This is a genomic window from Delftia sp. Lp-1, from assembly GCF_020523835.1.
Taxonomy (GTDB): domain Bacteria; phylum Pseudomonadota; class Gammaproteobacteria; order Burkholderiales; family Burkholderiaceae_C; genus Comamonas; species Comamonas acidovorans.
Map to the genome: position 1 here is coordinate 51375 of NZ_JAJALJ010000002.1, position 25833 is coordinate 77207.

The 25833-nt window shown below is 69.1% G+C and carries 23 protein-coding genes; 16 read left to right on the forward strand and 7 right to left on the reverse strand.

Features of this window, described 5'->3' with window-relative positions; translation table 11 throughout:
- The first annotated feature begins 157 nt into the window (after positions 1-157).
- The 9 genes from mdlC (at position 158) to LGR64_RS16965 (ending at position 12871) form a co-directional block, all read left to right on the forward strand.
- On the forward strand, positions 158-1705 hold the full coding sequence (gene mdlC, locus LGR64_RS16925) for a benzoylformate decarboxylase (protein ID WP_230356838.1): 1548 nt from the start codon (positions 158-160) through the stop codon (positions 1703-1705).
- Between the two features lie 28 nt (positions 1706-1733).
- Positions 1734-2672: a ketopantoate reductase family protein gene (locus tag LGR64_RS16930; RefSeq protein WP_230356275.1), complete on the forward strand. Its 939-nt coding sequence runs from the start codon at positions 1734-1736 to the stop codon at positions 2670-2672.
- Positions 2673-2714: 42 nt separating this feature from the next.
- Positions 2715-3689: a Bug family tripartite tricarboxylate transporter substrate binding protein gene (locus LGR64_RS16935; RefSeq protein WP_230356277.1), complete on the forward strand. Its 975-nt coding sequence runs from the start codon at positions 2715-2717 to the stop codon at positions 3687-3689.
- Positions 3690-3767: 78 nt separating this feature from the next.
- The gene (locus tag LGR64_RS16940) at positions 3768-4766 is read left to right on the forward strand and encodes a Bug family tripartite tricarboxylate transporter substrate binding protein (RefSeq protein ID WP_230356279.1); all 999 of its coding nucleotides are present in this window, start codon (positions 3768-3770) and stop codon (positions 4764-4766) included.
- 448 nt (positions 4767-5214) lie between these two features.
- Complete coding sequence (locus LGR64_RS16945) at positions 5215-6435, forward strand: efflux RND transporter periplasmic adaptor subunit (RefSeq protein ID WP_230356281.1); 1221 nt, start codon at positions 5215-5217, stop codon at positions 6433-6435.
- Entirely contained in the window at positions 6432-9605 is a 3174-nt protein-coding gene (locus tag LGR64_RS16950) for an efflux RND transporter permease subunit (RefSeq protein ID WP_230356283.1), read from the forward strand. The genes LGR64_RS16945 and LGR64_RS16950 overlap by 4 nt, the downstream gene beginning before the upstream one ends.
- Before the next feature lie 11 nt (positions 9606-9616).
- The gene (locus tag LGR64_RS16955; protein WP_230356285.1) at positions 9617-10936 is read left to right on the forward strand and encodes a TolC family protein; all 1320 of its coding nucleotides are present in this window, start codon (positions 9617-9619) and stop codon (positions 10934-10936) included.
- A 203-nt stretch (positions 10937-11139) separates the two neighbouring features.
- Positions 11140-12240: a sensor histidine kinase gene (locus tag LGR64_RS16960; protein WP_230356287.1), complete on the forward strand. Its 1101-nt coding sequence runs from the start codon at positions 11140-11142 to the stop codon at positions 12238-12240.
- Positions 12233-12871, forward strand: coding sequence for a response regulator transcription factor (locus LGR64_RS16965; protein ID WP_013804046.1), 639 nt, complete (start codon positions 12233-12235; stop codon positions 12869-12871). Before LGR64_RS16960 ends, LGR64_RS16965 begins: the two co-directional genes overlap by 8 nt.
- Positions 12872-12921: 50 nt before the next feature.
- On the opposite strand, the gene LGR64_RS16970 is transcribed toward LGR64_RS16965, so the two are convergent.
- From LGR64_RS16970 to LGR64_RS16995, 6 genes are all read right to left on the reverse strand, one after another.
- A complete protein-coding gene (locus LGR64_RS16970; protein WP_230356289.1) occupies positions 12922-14574 on the reverse strand; it encodes an MFS transporter in 1653 nt (550 codons plus the stop codon).
- On the reverse strand, positions 14564-15007 hold the full coding sequence (locus LGR64_RS16975) for a DoxX family protein (RefSeq protein ID WP_174549386.1): 444 nt from the start codon (positions 15005-15007) through the stop codon (positions 14564-14566). The genes LGR64_RS16970 and LGR64_RS16975 overlap by 11 nt, the downstream gene beginning before the upstream one ends.
- A 23-nt stretch (positions 15008-15030) precedes the next feature.
- Entirely contained in the window at positions 15031-16929 is a 1899-nt protein-coding gene (locus tag LGR64_RS16980) for an amidohydrolase (protein ID WP_202759530.1), read from the reverse strand.
- A 124-nt stretch (positions 16930-17053) separates the two neighbouring features.
- Positions 17054-17326: a XapX domain-containing protein gene (locus LGR64_RS16985; RefSeq protein ID WP_141830140.1), complete on the reverse strand. Its 273-nt coding sequence runs from the start codon at positions 17324-17326 to the stop codon at positions 17054-17056.
- A gap of 40 nt (positions 17327-17366) precedes the next feature.
- A complete protein-coding gene (locus LGR64_RS16990) occupies positions 17367-18065 on the reverse strand; it encodes a hydrolase (protein WP_034390594.1) in 699 nt (232 codons plus the stop codon).
- A 69-nt stretch (positions 18066-18134) separates the two neighbouring features.
- A complete protein-coding gene (locus tag LGR64_RS16995; RefSeq protein ID WP_012203489.1) occupies positions 18135-18839 on the reverse strand; it encodes a pirin family protein in 705 nt (234 codons plus the stop codon).
- 102 nt (positions 18840-18941) lie between these two features.
- Here LGR64_RS16995 and LGR64_RS17000 point away from each other — a divergent pair, with 102 nt between their 5' ends.
- Entirely contained in the window at positions 18942-19865 is a 924-nt protein-coding gene (locus LGR64_RS17000) for a LysR family transcriptional regulator (RefSeq protein ID WP_034390596.1), read from the forward strand.
- Positions 19866-19904: 39 nt separating this feature from the next.
- Here the strand turns inward: LGR64_RS17000 and LGR64_RS17005 are convergent, their stop codons facing one another.
- A complete protein-coding gene (locus LGR64_RS17005; RefSeq protein ID WP_013804040.1) occupies positions 19905-20429 on the reverse strand; it encodes a YqaA family protein in 525 nt (174 codons plus the stop codon).
- A 105-nt stretch (positions 20430-20534) separates the two neighbouring features.
- Between LGR64_RS17005 and LGR64_RS17010 the strand changes: the two genes are divergently transcribed.
- The 6 genes from LGR64_RS17010 to LGR64_RS17035 all read left to right on the forward strand — a co-directional run bounded on the left by LGR64_RS17010 (position 20535) and on the right by LGR64_RS17035 (position 25329).
- The gene (locus tag LGR64_RS17010; RefSeq protein ID WP_328511980.1) at positions 20535-21143 is read left to right on the forward strand and encodes a hypothetical protein; all 609 of its coding nucleotides are present in this window, start codon (positions 20535-20537) and stop codon (positions 21141-21143) included.
- Positions 21144-21286: 143 nt separating this feature from the next.
- Positions 21287-22357, forward strand: a complete 1071-nt coding sequence (gene dusB, locus LGR64_RS17015; RefSeq protein WP_013804038.1) for a tRNA dihydrouridine synthase DusB — start codon at positions 21287-21289, stop codon at positions 22355-22357.
- Positions 22354-22587, forward strand: coding sequence for a Fis family transcriptional regulator (locus LGR64_RS17020; protein ID WP_013804037.1), 234 nt, complete (start codon positions 22354-22356; stop codon positions 22585-22587). The genes dusB and LGR64_RS17020 overlap by 4 nt, the downstream gene beginning before the upstream one ends.
- A gap of 44 nt (positions 22588-22631) precedes the next feature.
- Positions 22632-24230, forward strand: coding sequence for a bifunctional phosphoribosylaminoimidazolecarboxamide formyltransferase/IMP cyclohydrolase (purH, locus tag LGR64_RS17025; protein ID WP_034390602.1), 1599 nt, complete (start codon positions 22632-22634; stop codon positions 24228-24230).
- On the forward strand, positions 24230-24721 hold the full coding sequence (locus tag LGR64_RS17030) for a c-type cytochrome (RefSeq protein WP_230356293.1): 492 nt from the start codon (positions 24230-24232) through the stop codon (positions 24719-24721). The genes purH and LGR64_RS17030 overlap by 1 nt, the downstream gene beginning before the upstream one ends.
- A 2-nt stretch (positions 24722-24723) precedes the next feature.
- Entirely contained in the window at positions 24724-25329 is a 606-nt protein-coding gene (locus LGR64_RS17035; protein WP_230356294.1) for a DNA-3-methyladenine glycosylase I, read from the forward strand.
- Positions 25330-25833: the final 504 nt, after the last annotated feature.

A 25833-nucleotide genomic window follows, 5' to 3' on the forward strand; every position in this document is an offset into this window, starting at 1 on the left:
CCATGGCCACTGCGCGGCACGCACCGGGCGGCCGGCCCATTCCCCAGGAGACCCCATCTTGCAAGCACCCACCACACCGCGCAGCCAGCCCGCCGAGGCATCCCCCTCCACCGCGACCTCCACCCCGACCTACACCGTGCGCCATGCCGTGATCGCCATGCTGCGCGAGCTGGGCATGACACGCATCTTCGGCAACCCGGGCTCGACCGAGCTGCCGCTGTTCCGCGACTACCCCGAAGACTTCTCCTATGTGCTGGGCCTGCAGGAAACCGTCGTCGTGGGCATGGCCGACGGCCACGCCCAGGCCACGCGCAATGCCAGCTTCGTGAACCTGCATTCGGCCGCTGGCGTGGGCCACGCCATGGCCAACATCTTCACGGCCTTCAAGAACCGCACGCCCCTGGTGATCACCGCGGGCCAGCAGGCGCGCTCGCTGCTGCAATTCGACCCCTTCCTGCACTCCAACCAGGCCGCCGAGCTGCCCAAGCCCTATGTGAAGTGGAGCTGCGAGCCCGCGCGCGCCGAAGACGTGCCCCAGGCGCTGGCGCGCGCCTACTACATCGCCATGCAGGAGCCGCGCGGCCCCGTGCTGGTCTCCATTCCCGCCGATGACTGGGACAAGCCGGCCGAACCCGTCACGCTGCGCCATGTGGGCTTCGAGACGCGGCCCGATCCGCGCACGCTGGACCTCATCGGCCAGGCGCTGGACGCCGCGCGTGCCCCGGCCCTGGTCGTGGGCGCGGCCGTGGACCGGGCCCAGGGCTGGGATGCCGTGGTCGCGCTGGCCGAGCGCCACCAGGCCCGCGTCTTCGTGGCCCCCATGAGCGGGCGCTGCAGCTTCCCCGAGGACCATCCCCTGTTCGCCGGCTTCCTGCCCGCCATGCGCGAGCGCATCGTGCAACTGCTGTCCGGCCATGACGTGGTCTTCGCCGTGGGCGCGGCCGCCTTCACCTACCACGTGGAAGGCGAGGGCCCGCACATCCCCGAAGGCACGGCGCTCTACCAGTTGATCGAAGACCCGGCCATTGCTGCATGGGCCCCCGTGGGCACGGCTGCCGTGGGCAATGTGCGCATGGGCGTGGAGGAGCTGCTGCAGCGCCCCGCACCCGCACCGCGCCAGGCGCCCGCACCCCGGCCCGCAGCGCCCGTGCCGGCTGCGCCCGCCGCAGGCGAGCGCATGTCGGTGGCCTTTGCCATGCACACGCTGGCCCAGGTGCGCGACCGCCACAGCATCGTGGTGGAAGAGGCGCCCAGCTCGCGCTCCACCATCCAGACCTACCTGCCCATCTTCCACTCGGGCACCTTCTACACCATGTGCAGCGGCGGCCTGGGCCACAGCATGCCGGCCGCCGTGGGCGTGGCGCTGGCAAAGCCCGAGGCCAAGGTGGTCGCCGTCATCGGCGACGGCTCGGCCATGTATGCCATCCAGGCCCTCTGGAGCGCAGCCCAGCTGCGCCTGCCCATCAGCTTCGTGATCCTCAAGAACCGCCGCTACGCGGCGCTGCAGGACTTCGCCCATGTCTTCGGCTACCGCGAAGGCGAGAAGGTCGAGGGCACGGAACTGCCCGACATCGACTTCGTGGCGCTGGCCCGTGGCCAGGGCTGCGACGGCGTGCATGTGGAGAACGCGGCCGAGCTGTCCGATGTGCTGGCCCGCGCGCTGGCCCATCCCCGGCCCATCGTGGTCGAGGTCGAAGTCGCCTGAGGCGAAGCCCCCTGCAGGAGACACGGCAATGGAAAACACAAGAAGCATAGGCATCCTCGGCGCAGGCGCCATGGGCACCCTGTTCGGCGCGCGGCTGGCCCGCATCGGCCTGGACGTGACCCTGGTCGACGTGAACGATGAGCTGCTGCAGGCCCTGAACCGCGATGGCGCGCGCTGCCACACCGATGAGGGGCTGCTGCAGGCCCGCGTGCATGCCGCGCGGGCCGAGCAGCTAACGGCAGGGCCCGCGCTGTGGCTTGTCTTCACCAAGTCGGCCCATACGCGGGCCGCGCTGCAGGGCATTGCCCATCTCATCGGGCCGGACACGCATTTCCTGAGCCTGCAAAACGGCATAGGCCATGCCGACGTGCTGCGCGAGCGGGTGCCGGCCGAGCGCATCGCCGTGGGCGTGACCACCTGGCCTGCGCGCGTGATGTCGCCGGGCGAGGTCAGCTCCATGGGGCAGGGCGGTATCCGCTTCATGCCTTGCGATGGCCAGCGCAGCGCGGTCTTCGACCTGCTGGCGGAAGACCTCAACCGCGCAGGCATGCATTGCCGCATCGACCCGCAGGTGCAGGAAGCCATCTGGGAAAAGCTGGCCTTCAATGCCGCCTTCAACGGCGTGTGCGCCGTGACGCGCCAGACCGTGGACGGACTGGCCAATCCGCAGGGCGAGGCCCTGCTGCAGCGCGTGCTGGACGAGGTGCTGTCCGTCGCCCATGCCCATGGCGTCGCCGCCAGTGCCGAGCGCGTGGGCGCGGCCGTGCGCGATGCGCTGGACCACCACCGGGGCCACCAGCCCTCGATGCTGCAGGACCTGCTGGCCGGCCGTGCCACCGAGACGGGCGCCATCCATGGCGCCGTGCTGCAGGTGGCCGACCGCCTGGGCATTGCCGTGCCCGTGACGCGCACGCTGCATGCACTGGTCAGCCTGTCCGAGAACGCGGGCGCTGTCGCACCGCGCTGAACGCGCTCAAGGCAAAACGAGCCACTACAAGAAGGAGACAAGATGCTGCGCAGACAAGCACTCAAGGCCGCACTGGCCATAGGCGCCCCGCCCCTGCTGGGCATGGGCACGGCACGCGCCCAGACCGGCAAGCCCGTCGAATGGGTGGTGGGCTTTGCCGCAGGCGGCGGCTCGGACGCCGTGGCGCGCACCGTGGGCGAGTCCTTTGGCAAGGCCCTGGGCCGCACCGTGGTCGTCATGAACAAGCCCGGGGCCGGCACCAACATCGCCGCCGAATACGCGGCGCGCACGCGCGAGCTGGGCAGTCTGGTCTTCACGGCCGACTTCGCCACGCTGGCGGCCAATCCCCACCTGTTTCGCAAGCTGGCCTACAACGCCGAGAAGGACTTCGTGCCCATCGGCCTGCTGGCGCGCTTTCCGCTGTTCCTTGTGGTCGGCAACCAGTTGCCGGTGCACAACCTGCAGGAGTTCACGCAGTGGGTGAAGGCCCAGCCAGGCCCCGTCAGCTACGGCAGCCCGGGCCTGGGCACGCCCCATCACCTGGCCACCGAACTGCTGTCGCAGCGCCTGGGCCTGAAGATGTCCCATGTGCCCTATCGCGGCGCGGGGCCGGCCCTGATCGACGTGATCGGCGGCCAGATCCCCTTCATGCTGGCCGACAGCGCGGCGGCGGCCCAGCACATTGCGGCCGGCAAGCTGCGCGTCATCGGCGTGGCCAGCGCCGAGCGGCTCAAGAGCCACCCGGGCGTGCCCACGCTGGCCGAGCAGGGCGTGAAGGATTTCGAGGCCCATGCATGGCAGGGCCTGGTCGCACCCGCAGGCACGGACGACGCCACCGTACAGGCCTGGTCCGTGGCGCTGCAGCAGGCGCTGCGCTCGCCTGCCGTGCTGGCGCGTTTCGAGGCGCTGTCGCTGGAGCCGCTGCCCGGCACGCCTGCGCAGATGCGTGACTACTGGCGCAGCGAAAGCCGGCGCTGGGGCCAGGTCATCGAGTCGGCGGGCATACGGCTGGATTGACCGTAGCGCCGCTGCGCCGCTGCTGCTTCAGGCGCCCTCACCGTTTTCAAGAACTCATAACCCAAGGAGACATAGCTCATGCACAAGACAACCCCCTTCAGCCGCTGGCGCCGCCTGGGCCTGCTGGCCCTGCTGGGCGCGACGGCCTCGGTCCCTGCGCTGGCGCAGAAGACCGGCGACAAATGGCCCGAGCGCCCGGTGCGCCTGGTCGTGAACTTCGCGCCCGGCGGCGCGGCCGATGTGCTGGCGCGCGCCATCACGCCCACCATGTCCCAGGTGCTGGGCCAGTCGGTGGTGGTGGACAACAAGCCCGGTGCGGGCGGCAACATCGGCATCAGCGAAACCGTGCGCGCGCCCAAGGATGGCTACACGCTGCTGCTCAGCTCGGGCGGGGCCATCACCATCAACCCCATGATCTACAGCAAGCTGGCCTTCAATCCCGAAAAGGACTTGACGCCCGTGGCTGCCGTGGCGCGCGTGCATGTGTTCCTGGAGACCAATCCCGCCGTGCCCGCCAACAATGTGGCCGAGTTCATCAAGCATCTGAAGGCCAACCCCGGCAAGCTGTCCTACGGCTCGCCGGGCCAGGGCAGCTCGCCCCATTTGGCCGGCGAGATGTTCAAGCGCATGGCCGGTGTCGATGCCGTGCACGCCCCCTACAAGGGCGCGGGCCCGGCGCTCAGCGACGTGCTCAGCGGGCAGTTGCAGTTCTGGTTCGACCCGGGTCCGGGCCTCAAGCAGGTCGAGGCCGGCAAGCTGCGCCTGCTGGCCATCGGCAGCCCGCACCGCTCGCCGCAGTACCCCAACGTGCCCACGCTGGCCGAAAGCGGCCTGCCGGGCTTTGACGCGGACACGCTGTTCGGCATCTACGCGCCCACGGGCACGCCCGAATCGGTGATCGAGGCCGTTCGCACTGCCGTGGCCAAGGCGCTGGAGCAAAAGAACGTCAACGACGTCATCCTCACCCTGGGCGCCACGCCCGCGCCGCTGAGCCGCAAGGCCTTCATCGACCACCACGCCACCGAGCGCGAGCGCTTTGGCGAACTGGTGAAAGCCATCGGCCTGAAAGTGGACTGACCTTTCCCGCAGGCCATCGCCCGCAAGCCGCCCGCTCCGCGCTGGCGGCTTTTTTCTTTCCGGTCCGGTCCGGGCCGGGCCGGGCCGAGGTGGCCTTGTGCCGGCCATCTTCTATACGAAGGTATATCCCGCATCCACCAATGAACAGGCCAGCCTTCCCAACAAAGGCTGGCCGCAGGCACTTTCGCCTTTGATAATTCCGGGCACATATTGCACTGCAGCAAACAGGGCTCCCGGCCTGCACGGGGACTGCGCCACCCACACGCAAAGGAGTACCCCATGGACCCCGATCCTGATTCCGATCCCGATCCTGCCAGGCGCTGCCGCGCCGTCCCTTTCCGTCTTTCCCTTCTTCCATTTCTTGATCTGCCCGGACCCGGGCGGAGGCCTGTGATCGCCTGAAGGGGCGAGAGGTCTGCGCGGGTCCGTGGCGCCCGGAGACCTCAGGATGACCCGCTTTCTCGCTTCTGAACGACCAGGCCGACCCCATGGCCAACCACATGGCCGACCACATGGCCTGCAACAGCGCCATCCCTTGCTGGCGGCCGCCTGGCCTGTGGGCGGGCTGCTGATCAGCGTGGCCATGGCCGCCTGCAACGGCCCGGCCGAGCCCACGGCAGCCGCGCATGCAGCCACCACCGCTCCGCAGCCGGCTCCCGTGCGCCGCGAAGGCAACCTCATCGTGGTGCCCGAAGGCTCGCCGCTGCGCGAGCGCATGCAGGTGGCCGAGATCGCGCTGCAGCCGCTGCAGACCCGCCTGTCGGCCCCCGCCACCATCGAGGCCGAGCCTGAAAAGCTGGTCCGCATCACGCCGCCCGTGGCGGGCCGCCTGGTGCGCCTGCACCACCAGCTGGGCGATGCGGTGAAGGCCGGCGATGCGCTGATCACCATGGACTCCTCCGAGATCTCCAGCGTGCGTGCCGAGCACGCCAAGGCCCAGGCCGCGCTGCTGCACGCGCGCCAGGAATTCGACCGCCAGAAGCTGCTGTTCGATGCCGAGATCGCCGCGCGCAAGGACTACGAGGCCGCGCAGCAGTCGCTGGCCGCAGCAGGTGCCGATGCGCGCGCCGCCTCCGACCACCTGTCCCAGCTGGGTGCGGCCGTGCAGGAAGGCTCGCGCGGCAGCTACGTGGTCAAGTCGCCCATCAGCGGCCGCGTGGTCGAGATGGCGGGCTCGCAGGGCGGCTACTGGAACGATGTGAATGCCTCCGTCATGACCGTGGCCGACCTGCGCAAGGTCTGGCTCAGCGCCAGCGTCAGCGAGCGCGACCTGGCCCATGTGGACGTGGGCCAGCAGGCCCACATCGCGCTGGCCGCCTATCCCGACCTGCAGCTGCAGGGCCGAGTGCAGTACGTGGGCGAGCTGGTGGACACCGCCACGCGCAGCGTCAAGGTGCGCGTGGCGGTGGACAACCCCGAAGGGCGGCTGCGCCCCGGCATGTTTGCGCGCGTGGGCTTCGACGCCCCGGCGCGCCAGGCCGTGATGGTGCCGGCCGCGGCGCTGCTGCAGGGCCAGGTCAGCACGCGCGTCTTCGTGGACAAGGGCGCATGGCGCTTCGAGCCGCGCGACGTGCAGGTCGGCGCGCAGCAGGACGGCCAGGCCGAGATCCTCTCGGGCCTGGCGGCCGGCGAGCGCGTGGTGGTCAACGGGGGAGTGCTGCTGCAATGATCGAGCGCATCGTCAACATCGGCTTTTCGCGCCGCGGCGTGGTCTGGCTGGTCTTTTGCTTCGCGGCCCTGTATGGCGTGTTCAGCTGGAAGCAGCTGCCGCTGGAGGCCTACCCCGACATTGCCGACGTGACCTCGCAGATCGTCACGCAGGTGCCAGGCCTTGCGGCCGAGGAGATAGAGCAGCAGATCACCATTCCGCTGGAGCGCGCGCTGCTGGCCACGCCCGGCATGCACGTGCTGCGCTCGCGCAGCCTATTCGCGCTGTCGCTGATCACCGTGGTCTTCGAGGACGGCGTGGACGGCTACTGGGCGCGCCAGCGCCTGAAGGAGCGCATCGACGAGGTCACGCTGCCCTATGGTGCCCGCGCCGGGCTGGACCCCTACAGCTCGCCCACGGGCGAGGTCTACCGCTACACGCTGGAAAGCCCCGTGCGCAGCCTGCGCGAGCTGTCCGAGCTGCAGCAATGGGTGGTGATCCCGCGCCTGAAGAAGGCACAGTCCGTGGTGGACGTGACCAACTTCGGCGGCCTGACCACGCAGTTCATGCTGGAGCTGGACCCGGCGCGGCTGCTGCAGTACGGGCTGGCGCTGTCCCAGGTGATCGAGGCCATCAATGCCAACAACGCCAGCGGCGGCGGCAGCGTCATCGACCGGGGCGATGTCTCCTATGTGGTGCGTGGCGTGGGCCTGCTGGGCTCGCTGGACGACATGGGCAACGTGGTCGTCAAGACCACTGACAGCGGCACGCCCGTGCTGGTCAAGGACCTGGGTCGGCTGACCTACGGCAACGTGGAGCGGCGCGGCATCCTGGGCAAGGACGGCAACTCCGACACCCTGCAGGGCATCGTGCTGCTGCTCAAGGGCTCCAACCCCTCGCAGGCGCTGGAGGGCATCCACGCCGCCGTGGAGGAGCTCAACGGCAAGCTGCTGCCGCCCGACGTGAAGGTCGTGCCCTACCTGGACCGCACCACGCTGATCGAGCGCACCACCCACACCGTGGGCAAGACCCTGGCCGAAGGCCTGATCGTCGTGACCCTGGTGCTGCTGGTCTTCCTGGGCAGCCCGCGCGCGGCGCTGATCGTGGCGCTGACCATTCCCATGGCGCTGCTGCTGGCCTTCATCTTCATGCACCACGCGAAGATTCCGGCCAACCTGCTGTCGCTGGGCGCCATCGACTTCGGCATCCTGGTGGATGGCGCCGTGGTCGTGGTCGAGAACATCCTGCGGCGCCGCGAGGCCGACCAGAACCGGCCGCTCACGCCCAGGGACGCCATCACGGCCACGCTGCAGGTGGCGCGGCCCATCTTCTTCGGCATGTGCGTGATCGCGGCTGCCTACCTGCCGCTGTTCGCCTTCGAGCGCATCGAGTACAAGCTGTTCTCGCCCATGGCCAGCGCCGTGGGCGCGGCCCTGGTGGGGGCGCTGGCCGTGGCCCTGCTGCTCACGCCGGCCCTGGCCTGGCTGGCTTTCCGCAGGCCGCGCAGGATTTTCCACAACCCCGTGCTGCACCGGCTGGGTACGGCCTATGACCGCTTCCTGGGCGTGGCCGTGGGCCGCGTGCGCTGGCTGGCGGGGGCGGTGGCGGCATCGCTGCTGGCGCTGGGCGTGCTGGCCGGCACCATGGGCCGCGACTTCCTGCCGTACCTGGACGAAGGCTCCATCTGGCTGCAGGTGCAGATGCCGCCCGGCATCACGCTGGACAAGGCGCGCGACATGGCCGACGCGCTGCGCAGCGCCGCACTGGAGTTCCCCGAGGTCTCCTACATCGTCACCCAGACCGGGCGCAACGATGACGGCACCGACTACTGGACGCCCTCGCACATCGAGGCCAGCGTGGGCCTGCATCCCTATGGCGAATGGAAGTCGGGCCTGACCAAGCAGCAGCTGATCGCGAAGATGGCCGCGCGCTTCGACCAGCTGCCCGGCTACTCCGTGGGCTTCATGCAGCCCATGATCGACGGCGTGCAGGACAAGCTGTCCGGCGCGCACAGCGACCTCACGGTGAAGGTCTTCGGCCAGGACCTGGCCGAAGACCGGCGCGTGGCCGATGCCCTGGTGGCCGTGCTGGAGAAAGTGCCCGGCGCGGCCGACGTGGCCGTGGACGTGGAGCCGCCGCTGCCCAACCTGCGCATTGCGCTGGACCGCGCCGCTGCCGCGCGCTACGGCATCAATGCCTCCGACGTGGCGCAGCTCATCTCCACCGGCGTGGGCGGGGCCTCCATCGGCCAGCTCTACGTGGGCGAGCGCAGCTACGACATGGCCGTGCGCTTCACGCCCGACACGCGCAGCAGCCCCGAGGCCATCGGCGCGCTGCGCCTGTCGGCGGCCAATGGCGCCCAGGTGCCGCTGGCCGACGTGGCGCGCATCACCACCACCGTGGGCCAGAGCGTCATCGTGCGCGAGGGCGGCGAGCGCCACATCCTCGTCAAGCTCAATGTGCGTGGCCGCGACCTGGCGGGCTTCCTCAAGGATGCGCACACCGCCATCGACCAGCACCTGGACTACGACCGCCAGAAGCTGCACATCGAGTGGGGCGGACAGTTCGAGAACCTGCAGCGTGCCGAGGCGCGGCTGCTCATGATCCTGCCGCTGACGCTGGGCATCATGCTGGTGCTGCTGTTCGGCGAGTTCGGCAACCTGCGCCAGCCGCTGCTGGTGCTGGGCGTGGTGCCGCTGGCCATGATCGGCGGCTTTGCGGGCCTGCACCTGCGCGGCATGACGCTCAACGTCTCCAGCGCCGTAGGCTTCATCGCGCTGTTCGGCGTGGCCGTGCTCTCGGGCGTGCTCATGGTCTCGCAGATCAACCGGCTGCGCCGCGAGGACGGCCTGGGCCTGCGCGAAGCCGTGCTCGAAGGCGCCTCCAGCCGCATGCGCCCTGTGCTGATGACGGCCACCGTCGCGGCCTTCGGCCTCACGCCGGCCATGCTGGCCACGGGCCTGGGCAGCGACGTGCAGCGGCCCCTGGCCACCGTCGTCGTCTGCGGCCTGTTCAGCGCCACCTTGCTGACCCTGCTGCTGCTGCCCAACCTCTACTACGTGATCGAGGCCCGTGCCGCCCGCGCGGCCGAACGCCGCCAGCGCCGCGCCGCTGAACGCGGTGAGAGCGGCGATCTGGATGCCGCCGAGGACGAGGGCGGGCATCGCACCGCAACGAGCCAACCCCATTGATGCGAGTCGCCATGCAAACGACCCTTTTTTTCCCCAGGCAGGCCCTGGCCCTGCTGCTGTGCCTTGGCGCCGCAGCCCAGGCGCAGACGGCGCCGTCCGCCGGCCTGCGCTTTTCCGACTACCTCAACGCCGTGGAGCAGCACAGCCCCCTGCTGCGCTCGGAGGAACAGGGCGTGGAATCCGCGCGTGCCGGCATCGGCATCGCCGGCATTCGCCCCGACCCCAACCTCACGCTGGGCGCCTCGCGCGAGCAGGTGCGCACCGGCCAGCCCAGGCCCACCACGCGCAACTACGAGATCAGCATGGAGCTGGAGACGGGCGGCAAGCGCGCCGCGCGCATCCAGTCCGCACGCAGCCAGGTGCGCCTGTCCGAGGCCGGCCTTGAAGGCGTGCGCAGCCAGCTGTTCTCCGATGCCGCCCAGGACTACACCCAGGCCTGCCGCGACTCGCTGGCGCTGGAGCGCAAGCAGCAGACGCTGAAGGCGCTGGGCGATGTGGTGCAGGCCAACGAACTGCGGCGCAAGGCCGGCGACATCGGCGGCGTGGAATGGCTGCAGTCGCGCGTGGAGCGCGACCGCTTCCAGGCTGAGGTGGTGCAGGCGCGCGCCGAGGCGCAGACCGCGCGGCTGGCGCTGTCCGTCCCGCTGGGGCGCCGCCTGTCCGAAGTCTTTGCCAGCGACACGCTGCAATGCGGCTTCATGGAATTGGCCGAAGACTCGGGGCTGGAAGATGCCGATGCCCTCGTCGCCCAGGCGCTGCAGTCGCGCGCCGAGGTGCGCATCGCCCAGGCGGCGCTGGAGCATGCGCGCGACAACGCGGGCCTGGCCCGGGCCAACCGCTGGGTCAATCCCACGCTGGCCGTGGGCATGGCCGCCGTGCCGTCCACGGCGGCCGGCACCGATGCCCAGGGCGATCCCTTCGATGGCGGCGGGCGCTCGCGCACGCTGTCGGTCTCGGTCAGCGTGCCGCTGCCGCTGTCGCGCCTGGACCGGGGCGATCTGGTGCAGGCCGAGGCGGCCGTGACCCAGGCCATGCTGGCCCTGCAGCAGGCCCAGAACCGGGCCGAGGCCGATGTGCGCGGCGCGCGCTTTCGCCTGACCGCCGCGCGCGAGAACGTGCAGCGCTACCGCGACGGCGTGTTGCGCGATGCGCAGCGCGTGCTCGAGGGCATACGCCTGTCCTACCGGCATGGCGAGGCTTCGCTGCTGGAGCTGCTGTCCGCCCAGCGCTCGGCCGACGAGGCTTACCTGGGATCGCTGGAGGCCGAGACCGAGCTGGCCAAGGCCACCGTGGAACTCCAACTTAGCGTGGGACGCCGGCCAGTGTTGTGAACCCCCTGAGCCGCTGCGCGGCTTCCCCCTCTCTCGCTACGCGGGAGGGGGACGACACCTTCGGTGCGGGGCGTCCCTTCCTCGGTGTCCCTTGTTTTGGGTCGCGCCAGTATCGTACGGTTCGGGTATAGCCTGCATTCAGGTGCAGCGGCTTCTTGAATGAGAATTGGCAGCTGACAGTCCATTCCTTTTCCCTGCACGCCATGACCACCGCTCTGCGCCGCTTTCCCCATTGGCCCCGGGCCCTGATCCTGGCGGCCATGGGCGTCGCCATGGCCGCGATCTTCGCGCTCGACACGCTGACCGACTACGCCGTGGCGGCCGCTGTGTTCCATACCGCCATCATCCTGGTGGCGGTGCGCTGGTTCAGCCCGCGCGTGGTCATCGGCCTCACGGCGCTGTGCATCGTGCTGACCCTGGCCAGCTTTGCGCTCACGCCTGCCGGTGCCTATCGCACCGGACTGATCAACATGGTGATCAGCATTCTGGCCATTGCCATCACGGCCTATCTGGGCCTGAAGATGGTGGCGGCCCAGAACGCGGCCCATGAGGCGCGCACCCAGCTGATGCGCATCACCCAGACCACCAGCCTGGGGCAGTTGACGGCCTCCATCGCCCATGAGGTCAACCAGCCGCTGGCGGCCATCGTCACCAGCGGCAATGCCTGCCAGCGCTGGCTGGCCCAGGAGCCGCCCAATCTCGCCAAGGCCGGCCAGGCGCTGGAGCGCATCCTGGGCGATGCGCAGCGCGCCAGCGATGTCATTGCCCGCATCCGCAGCATGGCGCGCGGCGAGGCGCCCAGCCGCCAGTCCTTCGACCTCAACGACGCCGTGCGCGAGATGGCGCGCCTGTCGGACGCCGAGCTGGACCGGCGCGGCGTGGCCCTGGACCTGCAACTGGCGCCCGCGCTGCAGCCGGCCTGGGCCGACCGCGTGCACATCCAGCAGGTGCTGGCCAACCTGCTGCTCAACGCCATGGATGCCATGCAGGGCACGCCCGCCGCGCAGCGGCGCATCACCGTCACCACCCAGGCCCTGGGCCAGCAACTGGTGCTGACCGTGGCCGATGCGGGCGAAGGCCTGTCGCCCCTGGCCCGCACCCACCTGTTCGATGCCTTCTGGACCACCAAGTCCGACGGCATGGGCCTGGGCCTGAACATCTGCCGCCACATGGCCGAGGCCAACGGCGGCCGCATCTGGGCCACGGACCGCGAGGACATGCGCGGCGGCACGGTCTTTCACATCACCATTGCCTGCGCCCCGGCCACGGGCGACAGGTCTTCCACGGGATTGCGCCATGGCTGAACCCTCCACGGCCGAAGCCGAGGCACTTGTCTACATCGTCGATGACGACGCCTCGGTGCGTGCCGCCATCGAGGACCTGCTGGCCTCGGTGGGCCTGTGCGTGCGCGCCTTCGGCGCCACGCGCGAGTTTCTGGACCACTGGCAGCGGCAGCCGCCCGCGGGGCCTGCATGCCTGGTGCTGGATATCCGCATGCCGGGCCAAAGCGGCATGGACTTCCGGCGCCAGATGCTGGAGATGGGCCTGAAGCTGCCCACCATCTTCATCACCGGCCATGGCGACATTCCCATGAGCGTGGAGGCCATGAAGACCGGCGCCATCGAGTTCCTGACCAAGCCCTTCCGCGACCAGGACCTGCTGGACGCCATCCAGCAGGGCATTGCCCTGGACCGCCAGCGCCGCGCGCTGGAGGCCGGCGAACAGGCGCTGCGCGCCTGCTGGCAATCGCTGTCGCCGGGCGAGCAGGAAGTGGTCGTGGGCGTGGTGCGCGGCCTGCTGAACAAGCAGATCGCGGCAGACCTGGGCGTGAGCGAGATCACGGTGAAGGTGCGGCGTGGCCAGGCCATGCGCAAGATGCAGGTGCGCACGCTGGCCGACCTGGTGCGTGCGCTGGAGCGGCTGGATATCCGCTGAGGTGTCCTGGCAGGCCGGGCGCATGCCAGGGGCAGGCCTGCCGCAACGCTTCAGTGGGCGTGGCCGTGCGCCGGTGCCTGCGCAGGCCCGCTTGCGGCACTGGCGGCATCCAGCGCCAGGAAGTGGTGGACCACGGGCCGCCCGGGGCCGATGTGAAAGCGCAGCGCCTGGGCCTGCAGATCGGCATCGGCCTTGGACACGCGCTGGTGCTGGCGCAGATGCTCGGCCCAGGACTCCACCAGGAACCACTCGATCACCCGGCCCGGCTCGCCCGTGTGCTCGGCAATGCCCCAGGCATAGGCGCCGTCGCGCCGCCGCTCGCGCGCCACATGCTGCATGGCCTCGATGAAGGCTGGCAGGTCGTCGCGGCGCACCTGGTACTCCACCTGGATCATCACCGGGCCACGGTCATGGGCCACGGGTTCGGCCAGCAGCGGCTCGGGCCAGTGGTTGGAGGCCTGCAGGTCCGCCTCGCCCGTGGGCAGCTTGATGCGGTGGAACACCAGCGAGATGGCCACCAGGCCCGCCGCGCCGATCAGCAGCGCCATGGGAATGCCCACGCCCTGCGCGAACAGCCCCCAGGCCAGGCTGCCGCCCGCCATGGCGCCGTTGAACACCATCAGGTAGATGGCCAGCCCGCGGCCGCGTACCCAGTTGGGCAGCACCGCCTGGGCCACGCCGTTGAGCGTGGTCAGCGCAATGATCCAGCCCAGGCCCAGCACCAGCATCAGCAGCACGGCGGCCCATTGCGCCGGCGCGGTGGACAGCGCGGCCATCACGGCGGCGCTGAGCACGGAGGACAGCAGCACCAGGCCGTCGGCATCCAGCTTCTGGCGCAGGCGCGGCAGCAGCAGGGCGCCCAGGATGGCGCCTGCGCCCACGGCGCCCAGCATCACGCCGTAAAAGCCTGCCGAGCCGCCCAGCATGCGCCGCGCCACCAGCGGCAGCAGGGCCCACACCGAGCTGGCGAAGAGGAAGAACACGGCGGCGCGCAGCAGCACCACATGCAGCTCGTGGCTGGAGCGGGCATAGCGCAGGCCTGCGCGGAAGGCGCCGAAGAACTGCTCGTTCAGGGCCGAGGCCTCGGCCTTGGGGCGCTTCCACCAGACAAGCGCGGCGATCACGAACACGTAGCTGGCCACGTCTGCACCGTAGGCCGCCGCCGCGCCGAAGCTGGCCAGCAGCAGGCCGCCGGCCGCAGGGCCCAGGGCGCGTGCGATGTTGATGCCCAGCGAGTTCAGCGCCACCGCGTTCTTGAGGTCGCTGCGCGGCACCAGCTCGGGCACGATGGATTGCCAGGTCGGCCCCATCAGCGCCGCGCCTATGCCGCCCACGAAGGTCAGCGCCACCAGGTACTCCACCGTCAACGTGTTGGTGCGTGCCAGCAGCAGCAGGCTGGCGCTGACGGCGGCCAGCAGGATCTGGATGCCGATCAGGAAGCGCCGGCGGTCCAGGATGTCGGACAGCACACCGGCCGGAATCGCCAGCAGGAAGATGGGCAGCGTGGCCGCCGTCTGGATCAGGGCCACGGCAGCCGGGCTGGCCGACAGCTCGGTCACCATCCAGGAGCTGGCCACATCGCGCATGAAGCTGCCGATGTTGCCCAGCACCGTTGCCGCCCACAGCACCGCGAACACGGGCTGGCGCAGCGGCGCGAAGCTGCCGGAGGCAGTGGCTGCGGGCCGGGTCGAATCAGCGGTCATGGCGCTCTCCCAGGTCATGCCAGGCGACGAACAGAAAGCCGCCAACCAGGCCCAGATGCTCGAAGAAGGAATTGGCCGCCATGAAGCGCTCCTGCCCTGCAGGAAGCTCCCAGAAGCGCAGCGCGACGAAGGTGGCCAGCAGCGTGAACGCGGCCAGCGCCAGGGCGCCCAGCCAGCGCAGCCGGCCGGTGATGATCATGGCCGAGGCGCCCAGCTCCAGCGCGATCACCAGGACCGCGAACAGCGGTGCCGGCGACAGGCCGAAGTGGGCCATCTCGCCCAGCGCGCCGGGAAAGTCGGTTAGCTTGACCAGGCCGCCCTGCAGATAGGCGGCGCACAGGCCCAGGTAGGCCACCAGGCGCACGGCCTGGCTGCCGAACACCGGGCGTGCGGTGGCCGCAAGGCGGCCGGAGAACGTACTGGCTTGGGTCATGGCGGGTGTCATGCGTGTCGTCCTCAGGCCATCCAGCAGGAGCAGCCCAGCGCGCCGAAGAAGCTTCGGGGGTCCGAGGTCGGCACGTTCGATGCCCAGGCGTCGGCATGGCTGTGGCCGTGCATGCCGCAGCTGGTGCCGCAGCCGCAGGCCGCCGCCAGGCTGCGGTAGCGCGCGGGGTTGAGCGAGTTCCTGCCCGCGCCCTCGGGCTCGCCCCAGGCGCCGTAGCCGCCAAAGCGCCGCACGGGCGACCAGTCGGGCATGGCCGGCGGCAGCGGGTTGTCGTCATGCTGCTGGAAGGGACCTGCGCCATAGACCACGCGGCCGCCCACCACGGTGAGGTCGGAGGTGAGAAAGGAGATCTCGTCCTCGGGCACGGCGAAGTAGTCCTTGCTGGGCACGATCATGTCGGCCAGCTGGCCCACCTGGATGCGGCCGCGCAGGCCTTCCTCGTTGGAGAACCAGGCCACGTTTTCGGTCCACATGCGCAGCGCGGTCTCGCGGTCCAGCAGGTTGCGCTGGGGGTACATCTGCAGGCCGCCCACGGTCTTGCCCGTCACCATCCACGACAGCGACACCCAGGGGTTGTAGGAGGCCACGCGCGTGGCGTCCGTGCCGGCCGAGGTCTTCACGCCGCGCTCCAGGATCTTCTTGACGGGCGGCGTGGCCTCGGTGGCGCGTGCGCCGTAGCGTTCGGTGAAATATTCGCCCTGGTAGGCCATGCGGTGCTGCACGGCCACGCCGCCGCCCAGCGCCGCAATGCGGTCGATGGACTTGTCCGAAATGGTCTCGGCATGGTCGAAGAACCAGTTCAGGCCGTCGATGGGCGTGTCGCGGTGCACCTTCTCGAACACATCGAGCGCGCGCGAGATGGTCTCGTCATAGGTGGCGTGCAGGCGCCACGGCCATTGGTTCTGCACCAGCACGCGCACCACTTCCTCCAGGTCGCCCTCCATGCTGGGCGGCATGTCGGGGCGCGGCTGGCGGAAGTCCTCGAAGTCGGCGGCCGAGTACACCAGCATCTCGCCCGCGCCGTTGTGGCGGAAATAGTCGTTGCCCTGCTTGTACTTCACGCTTTGCGTCCAGTTGAGGAAGTCGGCCTTCTCCTCCTTGGGCTTTTGCGTGAACAGGTTGTAGGCCAGGCGCACGGTGATCTGGTTGGCGTCGCTGAGCTTCTGGATCACGTCGTAGTCGTCGGGGTAGTTCTGGAAGCCCCCGCCCGCATCGATCACGCCGGTCACGCCCAGGCGGTTGAGTTCGCGCATGAAGTGGCGCGTGGAGTTGACCTGGTAGTCCAGCGGCAGCTTGGGGCCCTTGGCCAGCGTGCTGTAGAGGATGGTGGCGTTGGGCTTGGCCAGCAGCAGGCCCGTGGGGTTGCCGTTGGCATCGCGCGTGATCTCGCCGCCTGCGGGCTGGGGCGTGTCGCGGGTGTAGCCCACGGCGCGCAGGGCGGCCGCGTTGAGCAGGGCGCGGTCATACAGGTGCAGCAGGAACACCGGCGTATCGGGCGCGATGGCGTTGATCTCGTCGATGGTGGGCAGGCGCTTTTCCACGAACTGGTGCTCGGTGAAACCGCCGACCACGCGCACCCACTGCGGCGCAGGCGTGATGGCCACCTGGCGCTTGAGCATGTCCAGCGCGTCGGCCAGCGATCGCACGCCGTCCCAGCGCAGCTCCAGGTTGAAGTTCAGGCCGCCACGGATCACGTGCGTGTGGTTGTCGAACAGGCCGGGCAGCACGCTGCGGCGCTGCAGATCGATGCGGCGCGTGCCGCTGCCGGCCAGGGCCAGCACCTCGGCGTCCGAGCCCACGGCGATGAACCGGCCGTCCTTCACGGCCACGGCGGTGGCGGTGGGCTGGGCCTTGTTCAGCGTGGTGAAGCGGCCGTTGTGGAAGATGACTTCCGGCGTGGAATCGGACATGGAGGCTCCTTGGCGAGCGTTGGTGGTGCAACCCAGCAGTCCACCCATGGCAAGGGTGGCGGCGGAGCCCAGGACTTTTCTGCGCGTGGTCATGGTGCAGTTTTCTTGGAGAGAGGGGGAGGTGTCAGCCGTGTTGCCGATCGGCATCGGCATCGGCGTTCTTGCGGCCGGGCAGCTGGCCCAGCACATGCTCGGTGGCCTGCGTCTTGCTGCAGGCACTGCGCAGGTCCATGCCCTGCAGCAGATGCCGGCCCACGGGCACGATCTGCTCGCCGGCCAGGATGCCCAGCAGGCCGACCAGGGCCACCAGCGGCGGTGCGGGCGAGCGCACCTGCAGCAGGCTGTAGACCACACCGACCAGCAGGCCGGCCCCAAGGGAAAGTGCGTAGAGCTTCATGGTGTCACTCCGTGGACGGGGCCGGCAGCGGCGCTGGTGCTCAGACCTTGGCGGGGTTCGGGCCCACGGTCTCGCCATGCTGCACGCGCTCGGCCGCCTTGTGCACCATGGTGTAGGCATAGTCCACGCCCATGCCGTAGGCGCCGGAATGCTCGCGCACGATGTCCATCACCGCGTCGTAGGTCTCGCGGCGGGCCCAGTCGCGCTGCCATTCCAGCAGCACCTGCTGCCAGGTGACGGGCACCACGCCGGCCTGCACCATGCGGTCCATGGCGTAGTTGTGCGCGTCCAGCGACGTGCCGCCCGAGGCGTCGGCCACCATGTAGATCTCGTAGTCCGTGTCATGCAGGGCCGACAGGGCGAAGGTGGTGTTGCACACCTCGGTCCACAGGCCGGAGACCACGATCTTCTTGCGGCCCTGGGCGGCGTTCCTGGCCAGTGCGTCCCGCACGTTCTGGTCGTCCCAGGAATTCATGGAGCTGCGCTCCAGCAGTTGGTGCTCGGGGAACACGGCCAGCAGTTCGGGATAGGTGTGGCCGGAGAAGCTGCCCGTCTCCACCGTGGTGATGGTGGCGGGGATGCCGAAGGCCTTGGCCGCCTTGGCCAGGCCCACCACATTGTTCTTGAGCACCTGGCGGTCGATGGACTGCACGCCGAAGGCCATCTGGGGCTGCTGGTCGATGAAGATGATCTGGCTGTTGGCGGGCGTCAGGACTTCGAGGTACTTGCGGTCGGTCATGGTGATCTCCTGTGAGGGGTTGGACGGGGTACGGGAAATGTTTTCTTGGGAAGAGGCGGGCAGGGCGCTTCAGCGCGCCGTGTCGACGAGCACCAGCTCGGTGTCGGCCAGGGCCGTCACACGGAAGCTGTCCACATCGCTGATGGCGGCGCCGTCGCGCTCCTGCAGCGTCACGCCGTCGATCTGCACCGAGCCGCTGGCCGGCACCAGGTAGCCCAGGCGGTCGCGGCCGATGCGGTACTCCGTGCTCTCGCCGGCCTTCAGCGTGGCGCCCAGCACCCGGGCGGCGGTGCGGATGGGCAGGGCGTCCTCGTCACCGGGCAGGCCGCTGGCCAGGGCCACGAAGCTGCCCGAGCGCTCGCCCTTGGGGAAGGGCTTGGCACCCCAGGACGGGGGCTGCTGGCCGCGCTCGTCGGGCATGATCCAGATCTGGAAGATCCGCGTCGTGTCCTTTTCCTGGTTGTATTCCGAGTGGCGGATGCCGGTGCCCGCGCTCATCACCTGCACATCGCCCGCTTCGGTACGGCCCTTGTTGCCCAGGCTGTCCTGGTGGGTGATGGCGCCTTCACGGACGTAGGTGATGATTTCCATGTTGGCGTGGGCATGGGGCGGGAAGCCCGTGCCGGCGGCGATGGTGTCGTCGTTCCACACCCGCAGCGCGCCCCAGCCCATGCGGGCCGGATCGTGGTAGCCGGCGAAGGAAAAGTGATGCTTGGCATCGAGCCAGCCGTGGTTGGCACCGCCAAGGGCTTGGAAGGGACGGCGTTCGATCATGGTGTTCTCCTGCTGCGTTGTGTGTTGCGATGGATGAACTTTATGTTTTGCCGATCAAGAAGAGAATAGAAAATATGCAAAGACATCTATTCCAAAACTTTCATGCCAAGACTTCCTGACCTCGAAGCCTGGGCCGTCTTCGCCAAGGTGGCCGAAACGGGCTCCTTCGCCAAGGCCGCCGCCGACCTGGGCGTCTCCCAGCCCACCATCTCCAAGGCCATCACGCGGCTGGAGACGCGGCTCAAGACCAGCCTGTTCCACCGCACCTCGCGGCGCATGTCGCTGACGGCCAGCGGCCAGGCCTCGCTGGAGCGCGCCGCGCGCATCCTGGCCGAGGGCGAGGCCGTGGAGGCCGAGATCAGCGAGCAGTCCAAAAGCCTGCGCGGCCCCATCCGCATTGCGGCGCCCATGTCGTTCGGCATCTCGCACCTGGCGCCGGCCGTGCCCGCCTTCATGGCCGAGCACCCGGAAGTCACGCTGGACCTGCACTTCAGCGACGAACTGATCGACGTCGTGGCCCAGGGCTTCGACATCGCGCTGCGCATCTCCTCGCTGCCCGACTCCAGCCTGCTGGCGCGGCGCCTGTGCACGGTGCGCCTGCTGCTGGTGGGATCACCCGAATACTTCGAGCGCCACGGCCGCCCCACCCATCCGCGCGAGCTGGCTCAGCACCGGGCGCTGCGCTATGTGCACAGCCGCCTGGGCGAGGCCTGGCGCTTCGTGCATGCGCGCCGCGGCGAGTTCGCCCAGGTCGTTCCCACGGCCATGCGCGTGAACAATGCCGAGGGCCTGGCGCCGGCCCTGCGCGCCGGGCTGGGCCTGGCCCTGCAGCCCGAATTCCTGGCCTGGGAAGATTTGCAATCGGGTGCGCTGCAGACCTGCATGGATGACTGGCAGGTGCCCTCCATCGCCCTGCACATCGTCACGCCACCCGGGCGTGCCCGGCCGGCGCGCGTGCAGGCGCTGATCGATTTCCTGGCCGCGCACTTCGCGCTGGCGCCCTGGGCGCGTGAGCCGCAGGCGTAGATCGCTAAAGGGGAGGGCTTCGGTGGGAGGGCTTCGGCCTCAGCTGGCCCAGGAGGCCGGCAGCAGCTGCAGCAGCACCACCGTCATCACCACATAGCGCAGGAACTTGCCGATGGCCATGTAGAACACGCAGGGCCAGAACGGCAGGCGCAGCCAGCCGGCCACGGCGCACAGCGGATCGCCCACCACGGGCAGCCAGCTCAGCAGGCAGGCCTTGGCGCCCAGGCGGCGCAGCCAGACGCGGGCGCGGCGCTCGTGACGGGACAGGGCGCGGGGCGGCTTGGCCCGCAGATCCTCGGGCAGTCCGGCGCGCCGGCGCTCGCGGGCCGCGCGCCAGGCCTTGTGCGCACCCAGGCCCATCCACCAGCTGATGGCGCCGCCCAGCGTATTGCCGGCCGTGGCCACGAAGACCGTCTGCCAGAACAGATCGGGGTTGAGCTGCAGCAGGCCGACCACCGCAGGCTCGGAGCCCAGCGGCAGCAGCGTGGCCGAGATCAGGGCCACGATGAACACGGTACTGAGGCCGAACTGCGGCAGCGCCAGCCAGCCCAGCAGTTGATGCATCCAGACTTCCATAGGTGCTGTAAGTGTAGGTCTGCGCTGGCTGACGCCTTGTCGGCCTGAAGCTATCGTGGAACCCGTTCCAGAACCACAAGCACAGGGGGCGTCATGCAGACAGGGCGGATTGCAGGATGGGCGGCATTGGGAATGGCAGCAGCCGGCCTGGCCGGCTGCGCTGCATTGCAGCCACCGCCAGGCAAGGACACCACCGTGGTGGCACAGGCCACTGCCCAGGCGCCGCCCACCCAGGAGGCTGCACCGCCCTCCGCCTGGAGCAAGGCGCTGCAGGCCAAGGGCTGCACCCTGCCGGACCCGGCCGTGGGCGACAGGCTGGAGCAGCTGCAGCGCGAGCTGGAGCCGCTGGGCCTGGAGCCGCGTCTGCAAGGCTGCGTGAGCCTGGCCGGGTCCGAGCCCGGCCCGGCCCTGGTGCTGGACGCCTGGGTGACCGACGGGCGCAAGGCCATGGCCGTGGTGCGCGGCCCGCTGGCCGACGGCGAGGCGCTGGACCTGGGATTGGAGGCTGGGCTGCAGACAGCTGGGCCGCAGGCAGCCGGGCAGCCGAAAGCCGGGCTGCAGAAGGTCGGCCTGCGCCCCATGCCCGACGACCAGGTCTCTCCCGACGTGCAATTCAACCGCCGCTGGTGGCAGGGCCGGCTCGGTGCCTACGGGCTGCAGGCCGTTCCGGGCCAGGTGCGCACCTTCGTGCCCACACCATGAAAACTGCGCACTGTCTTGTTTTCGCTGCTTGGCCGTCTTGACGGCCCGGTTTTAGCCCTGCTGAAAATTTGGGCAGGTACAATCTTGGTCCTTTGTTGCCGCCCGTTTTGTGCTCGGCGCGCGCATTTTCTCCGGCTTTTCCGATGTCCTCCCCACCCCTGTCCATAGGCCCCCATGCCCTGGCCAATCGCCTGTTCGTCGCCCCCATGGCCGGGGTGACGGATCGGCCGTTCCGCCAGCTGTGCAAGGCCCTGGGCGCGGGCTACGCGGTCAGCGAGATGGTGACATCGCGCAAGGACCTGTGGAACAGCCTCAAGACCTCGCGCCGCGCCAACCATGAAGGCGAGCCCGGCCCCATCGCGGTGCAGATCGCGGGCACGGACGCCGAGATGATGGCCGAGGCCGCGCGCTACAACCTGGACCGCGGCGCCCAGATCATCGACATCAACATGGGCTGCCCGGCCAAGAAGGTCTGCAACAAGTGGGCCGGCTCGGCCCTGATGCAGAACGAGGCCCTGGCCGTGGAGATTGCCCAGGCTGTTGTAGAGGCCTGCGCCCCGCACGGCGTGCCCGTCACGCTGAAGATGCGCACCGGCTGGTGCGACGCGCACAGGAACGCCGTGGTGCTGGCCCGCCGCTTCGAGGAGGTGGGCATACAGATGCTCACCGTGCATGGCCGCACGCGCGAGCAGGGTTACAAGGGCTTTGCCGAGTACGACACCATCGCTGCCGTCAAGGCGGCGGTGCGCGTGCCCGTTGTGGCCAATGGCGACATCACCAGCCCCGAGAAGGCGCGCGACGTGCTCGCCTACACGGGCGCCGATGCCGTGATGATCGGCCGCGCGGCCCAGGGCCGGCCGTGGATCTTCCGCGAGATCGCGCACTTCATGGCCACGGGCGAGCACATGGCCCCGCCGCTGGTGGCCGAGCTGCGCCGGCTGCTGCTGGACCACCTGCAGGACCACTACAGCCTGTACGGCGAGGGCACCGGCGTGCGCAGCGCGCGCAAGCACATCGCCTGGTACCTGCGCAGCCTGCCGGGCGGTGAAGCATTCAGACAACACATCAACACCATCGAGGACTGCGCGGTGCAATGGCAGGCCGTGGCCGACTATCTGGACGCCCTGGGCGCACAGATGGACCGGATACCGGCCGCCATCGATGCCGGCGCCACAAGCGCCGAATTCGGAGAGCCCGCAGGAATGACAGTATGAGCAACCAGAACATCGAACAATGCGTGCGTGAAAGCCTGGAGGGGTATTTCCGCGATCTCGACGGCGAAAAGCCCAACGGCATGTACGACATGCTGATCCACCTGGTCGAAAAGCCGCTGCTGGAAGTGGTGATGACCCAGGCCGACAACAACCAGTCCCGCGCTGCCGACTGGCTGGGCCTGAACCGCAACACGCTGCGCAAGAAGCTGCTCGAGCACGACATGCTCTGAGCGGCACGAATCTCCATTTTTTCAAACTCCCTGCACTGACGCCCATGAACGCCCTGCTCTCCGTCTCTGACAAGACCGGTATCGTCGAATTCGCCCAAGGCCTGCACGCCCTGGGCATCAAGCTGCTGTCCACCGGCGGCACCGCCAAGCTGCTGGCCGAGGCCGGCCTGCCCGTGACCGAGGTGGCCGAAGTCACCCAGTTCCCTGAAATGCTGGACGGCCGCGTCAAGACCCTGCACCCCAAGGTCCACGGCGGCCTGCTGGCGCGCCGCGAGCTGCCCGCCCACATGGCGGCCCTCAAGGAGCACGGCATCGACACCATCGACCTGCTGGTGGTGAACCTCTACCCCTTCGAGGCCACCGTGGCCAAGGCCGGCTGCACGCTGGCCGACGCCATCGAGAACATCGACATCGGCGGCCCGGCCATGGTGCGCTCTGCCGCCAAGAACTGGGCCGACGTGGGCGTGATCACCGACGCCGGCCAGTACGAGGCCGTGCTGGGTGAACTCAAGGCCAACGGAAAGCTGTCCGACAAGCTGCGCTTTGCGCTGTCCGTGGCCGCCTTCAACCGCATCGCCCAGTACGACGGCGCCATCAGCGACTACCTGTCCAGCGTGAAGTTCGAGGACGAGAAGCTCTCCGAAACCTACGTGCCCGAGCGCAGCCCCTTCCCCGGCCAGAGCAACGGCCACTTCACCAAGGTGCAGGACCTGCGCTACGGCGAAAACAGCCACCAGCAGGCCGCCCTGTACCGCGACCTGTATCCGGCTCCCGGCTCCCTGGTCACGGGCGAGCAGCTGCAGGGCAAGGAGCTGTCGTACAACAACATCGCCGACGCCGACGCCGCCTGGGAATGCGTCAAGAGCTTCGAGCAGCCTGCCTGCGTGATCGTCAAGCACGCCAACCCCTGCGGCGTGGCCGTGGGCAAGGACGCGCACGAAGCCTATGCCAAGGCCTTCCAGACCGACCCCACCAGCGCCTTCGGCGGCATCATCGCCTTCAACCGCACTGTGGACAAGGCAGCGGCCGAGGCCGTGGTCAAGCAGTTCGTCGAGGTGCTGATGGCCCCTGACTTCACGGCCGAGGCGCTGGAAATCTTCAAGCCCAAGGTCAATGTGCGCCTGATGAAGATCGCCCTGCCGGCCGGTGGAGAGCGCGCCTGGGACCAGGGCCGCAACGCCATGGACGCCAAGCGCGTCGGCTCGGGCCTGCTGCTGCAGACCGCCGACAACCATGAGCTGGCCCTGGCCGACCTCAAGGTCGTCACCGTCAAGCAGCCTACCCCCGAAGAACTGCAGGACCTGCTGTTCGCCTGGAAGGTCGCCAAGTACGTCAAGAGCAATGCCATCGTGTTCTGCAAGAACGGCATGACCATGGGCGTGGGCGCAGGCCAGATGAGCCGCCTGGACTCGGCACGCATCGCCTCCATCAAGGCCGAGGCCGCCAAGCTGAGCCTGCAGGGCACGGTCGTGGCCAGCGATGCCTTCTTCCCCTTCCGCGACGGCCTGGACGTGGTCGTTGACGCAGGCGCCACCTGCGTGGCCCAGCCCGGCGGCTCCATGCGCGACCAGGAAGTCATTGACGCCGCCAACGAGCGCGGCGTCGCCATGGTCTTCACCGGCGTGCGCCACTTCCGCCACTGATGGCCGGCCAACTGCCTCCTGGCGCAGACGACGAGGGCGACGACGCCCCCCACCGGCCCCGCTGGCTGGGCTGGGCGCTCGTGGTCTTCATGCTGCTGGTGGCTCTGGGTGTCTTCAACATCGGCTGGCGCATCATGCGCGGGCCGGCTGTCGGGGCCACCACGGCGGCGGCCAATGCCGAGCCGGCCGCCGCTGCCGTGACAGCCGACGCGCAGCTGGCCGCCGGCAAGGCCCTGGTGGAAGGCAATGACTGCCTGCGCTGCCATGGCCTGGTGCGCAACTACGTGGGCCCGTCCTTCCAGCAGATCGCCGAGCGCTACCGTGGCCGCGAAGATGCCGCCGACTACCTGGCGCGCAAGATCCGCGAGGGCGGGGCCGGCGAATGGGGCCGCGCCATCATGCCGCGCCACCCGCACCTCGATACGGCGCAATCCCTGCAGATGGCGGCCTGGCTGCTGTCCCTCCCCTCTCCCGAGCCCGGGAAATCCTGACCATGTCCCGCCTGTTCACCGCCCCCGACGGCCGGCCGCGCTGCCACTGGTGCGCCGCCACGGACAACTACCTGGCCTACCACGACCGTGAATGGGGCTTTCCCGTCACCGACGACCGGCGCCTGTTCGAGAAGCTCAGCCTCGAAGGCTTCCAGTCCGGCCTGAGCTGGCTGACCATCCTCAACAAGCGCGAGAACTTCCGCGCGGCCTTTGCGGGCTTCGACTTCCACCAGGTCGCGCGCTTCACCGAAGACGACGTGCTGCGGCTGCTGGGCGATGCGGGCATCGTGCGGCATCGCGGCAAGATCGAGGCCGTGGTCAACAACGCGCAGCGGGCGCTGGAGATGGTGGAGGCGGAAGGCTCGCTGTCAGCCTTCTTCTGGCGCCATGCGCCTGCACCCGTGACCGGTGGCGGGCCCGTGTCCGAGACGGCCGAGTCTCGGGCGCTGTCCAAGGAGCTGAAGAAGCTCGGTTGGAAGTTCGTGGGGCCTACGACTGTCTACTCGTTCATGCAGGCCATGGGGTTGGTCAATGACCATGCTTTGGAGTGTGTGGTGAGGGGTGAGGTGGAGCGGGCGCGTGCTGCGTTTTCCGCCTTCGCTCGATAAGGGCTGGGGTTTCTTTTTGACCCTGCCGGGTGGTTGTTTTTCGAGGCCGGGTTTCGGCCCGGCGGCCGACCTCCTTTTCTTTGATTCGTCACCGGTACGCCGGCCGAAGAAAAGGAGGCAAAAGAAAGACGACCCGAATGTCCGCGACCCCTTCGCTGCGCTGCGGGGCAACCTGCGTCGGGCCGCCTGCGGGGTTCGCCGTGAAACTCACTTCGCGCTGCGCGCTCCGTTCAAACAATCACGGCGAGTCAGTTGACGAAGCAGTCCTGTCCTTCGGCAGGACTGCAACCCCGCAGGCGGCCCGACGCAGGCGCTGACATACGGGGGGTGGAGGCGGGCCGTCGCTGCGCTCGGCCTGGTTTTGAAAACATCCAGCTACTACACTTGCGGAAGGCCGAAAGGCCCGGTGTGTCGAAGCATCTTTTCAACAGCGTTTGTGACCCCCAGCGAAAAGTGGGGTTCTGTTGTACCCAGATTTCTGGGGCTGGCGCGTTCGTGCGCGCA

Excerpts from the sequence above, each read along its gene's own strand:
- LGR64_RS16975 (WP_174549386.1), bottom strand. The coding sequence starts at position 15,007 with ATGACCCAAGCCAGTACGTTCTCCGGCCGCCTTGCGGCCACCGCACGC.
- dusB (WP_013804038.1), top strand. The coding sequence starts at position 21,287 with ATGTCCTCCCCACCCCTGTCCATAGGCCCCCATGCCCTGGCCAATCGC.
- LGR64_RS16965 (WP_013804046.1), top strand. The coding sequence starts at position 12,233 with ATGGCTGAACCCTCCACGGCCGAAGCCGAGGCACTTGTCTACATCGTC.
- LGR64_RS16945 (WP_230356281.1), top strand. The coding sequence starts at position 5,215 with ATGACCCGCTTTCTCGCTTCTGAACGACCAGGCCGACCCCATGGCCAA.
- LGR64_RS16950 (WP_230356283.1), top strand. The coding sequence starts at position 6,432 with ATGATCGAGCGCATCGTCAACATCGGCTTTTCGCGCCGCGGCGTGGTC.
- LGR64_RS17005 (WP_013804040.1), bottom strand. The coding sequence starts at position 20,429 with ATGCATCAACTGCTGGGCTGGCTGGCGCTGCCGCAGTTCGGCCTCAGT.
- LGR64_RS17030 (WP_230356293.1), top strand. The coding sequence starts at position 24,230 with ATGGCCGGCCAACTGCCTCCTGGCGCAGACGACGAGGGCGACGACGCC.
- LGR64_RS17020 (WP_013804037.1), top strand. The coding sequence starts at position 22,354 with ATGAGCAACCAGAACATCGAACAATGCGTGCGTGAAAGCCTGGAGGGG.
- LGR64_RS17035 (WP_230356294.1), top strand. The coding sequence starts at position 24,724 with ATGTCCCGCCTGTTCACCGCCCCCGACGGCCGGCCGCGCTGCCACTGG.
- LGR64_RS16985 (WP_141830140.1), bottom strand. The coding sequence starts at position 17,326 with ATGAAGCTCTACGCACTTTCCCTTGGGGCCGGCCTGCTGGTCGGTGTG.
- LGR64_RS16990 (WP_034390594.1), bottom strand. The coding sequence starts at position 18,065 with ATGACCGACCGCAAGTACCTCGAAGTCCTGACGCCCGCCAACAGCCAG.
- purH (WP_034390602.1), top strand. The coding sequence starts at position 22,632 with ATGAACGCCCTGCTCTCCGTCTCTGACAAGACCGGTATCGTCGAATTC.
- mdlC (WP_230356838.1), top strand. The coding sequence starts at position 158 with ATGCTGCGCGAGCTGGGCATGACACGCATCTTCGGCAACCCGGGCTCG.
- LGR64_RS17000 (WP_034390596.1), top strand. The coding sequence starts at position 18,942 with ATGCCAAGACTTCCTGACCTCGAAGCCTGGGCCGTCTTCGCCAAGGTG.
- LGR64_RS17010 (WP_328511980.1), top strand. The coding sequence starts at position 20,535 with ATGCAGACAGGGCGGATTGCAGGATGGGCGGCATTGGGAATGGCAGCA.
- LGR64_RS16955 (WP_230356285.1), top strand. The coding sequence starts at position 9,617 with ATGCAAACGACCCTTTTTTTCCCCAGGCAGGCCCTGGCCCTGCTGCTG.
- LGR64_RS16970 (WP_230356289.1), bottom strand. The coding sequence starts at position 14,574 with ATGACCGCTGATTCGACCCGGCCCGCAGCCACTGCCTCCGGCAGCTTC.
- LGR64_RS16980 (WP_202759530.1), bottom strand. The coding sequence starts at position 16,929 with ATGTCCGATTCCACGCCGGAAGTCATCTTCCACAACGGCCGCTTCACC.
- LGR64_RS16935 (WP_230356277.1), top strand. The coding sequence starts at position 2,715 with ATGCTGCGCAGACAAGCACTCAAGGCCGCACTGGCCATAGGCGCCCCG.
- LGR64_RS16940 (WP_230356279.1), top strand. The coding sequence starts at position 3,768 with ATGCACAAGACAACCCCCTTCAGCCGCTGGCGCCGCCTGGGCCTGCTG.
- LGR64_RS16960 (WP_230356287.1), top strand. The coding sequence starts at position 11,140 with ATGACCACCGCTCTGCGCCGCTTTCCCCATTGGCCCCGGGCCCTGATC.
- LGR64_RS16930 (WP_230356275.1), top strand. The coding sequence starts at position 1,734 with ATGGAAAACACAAGAAGCATAGGCATCCTCGGCGCAGGCGCCATGGGC.
- LGR64_RS16995 (WP_012203489.1), bottom strand. The coding sequence starts at position 18,839 with ATGATCGAACGCCGTCCCTTCCAAGCCCTTGGCGGTGCCAACCACGGC.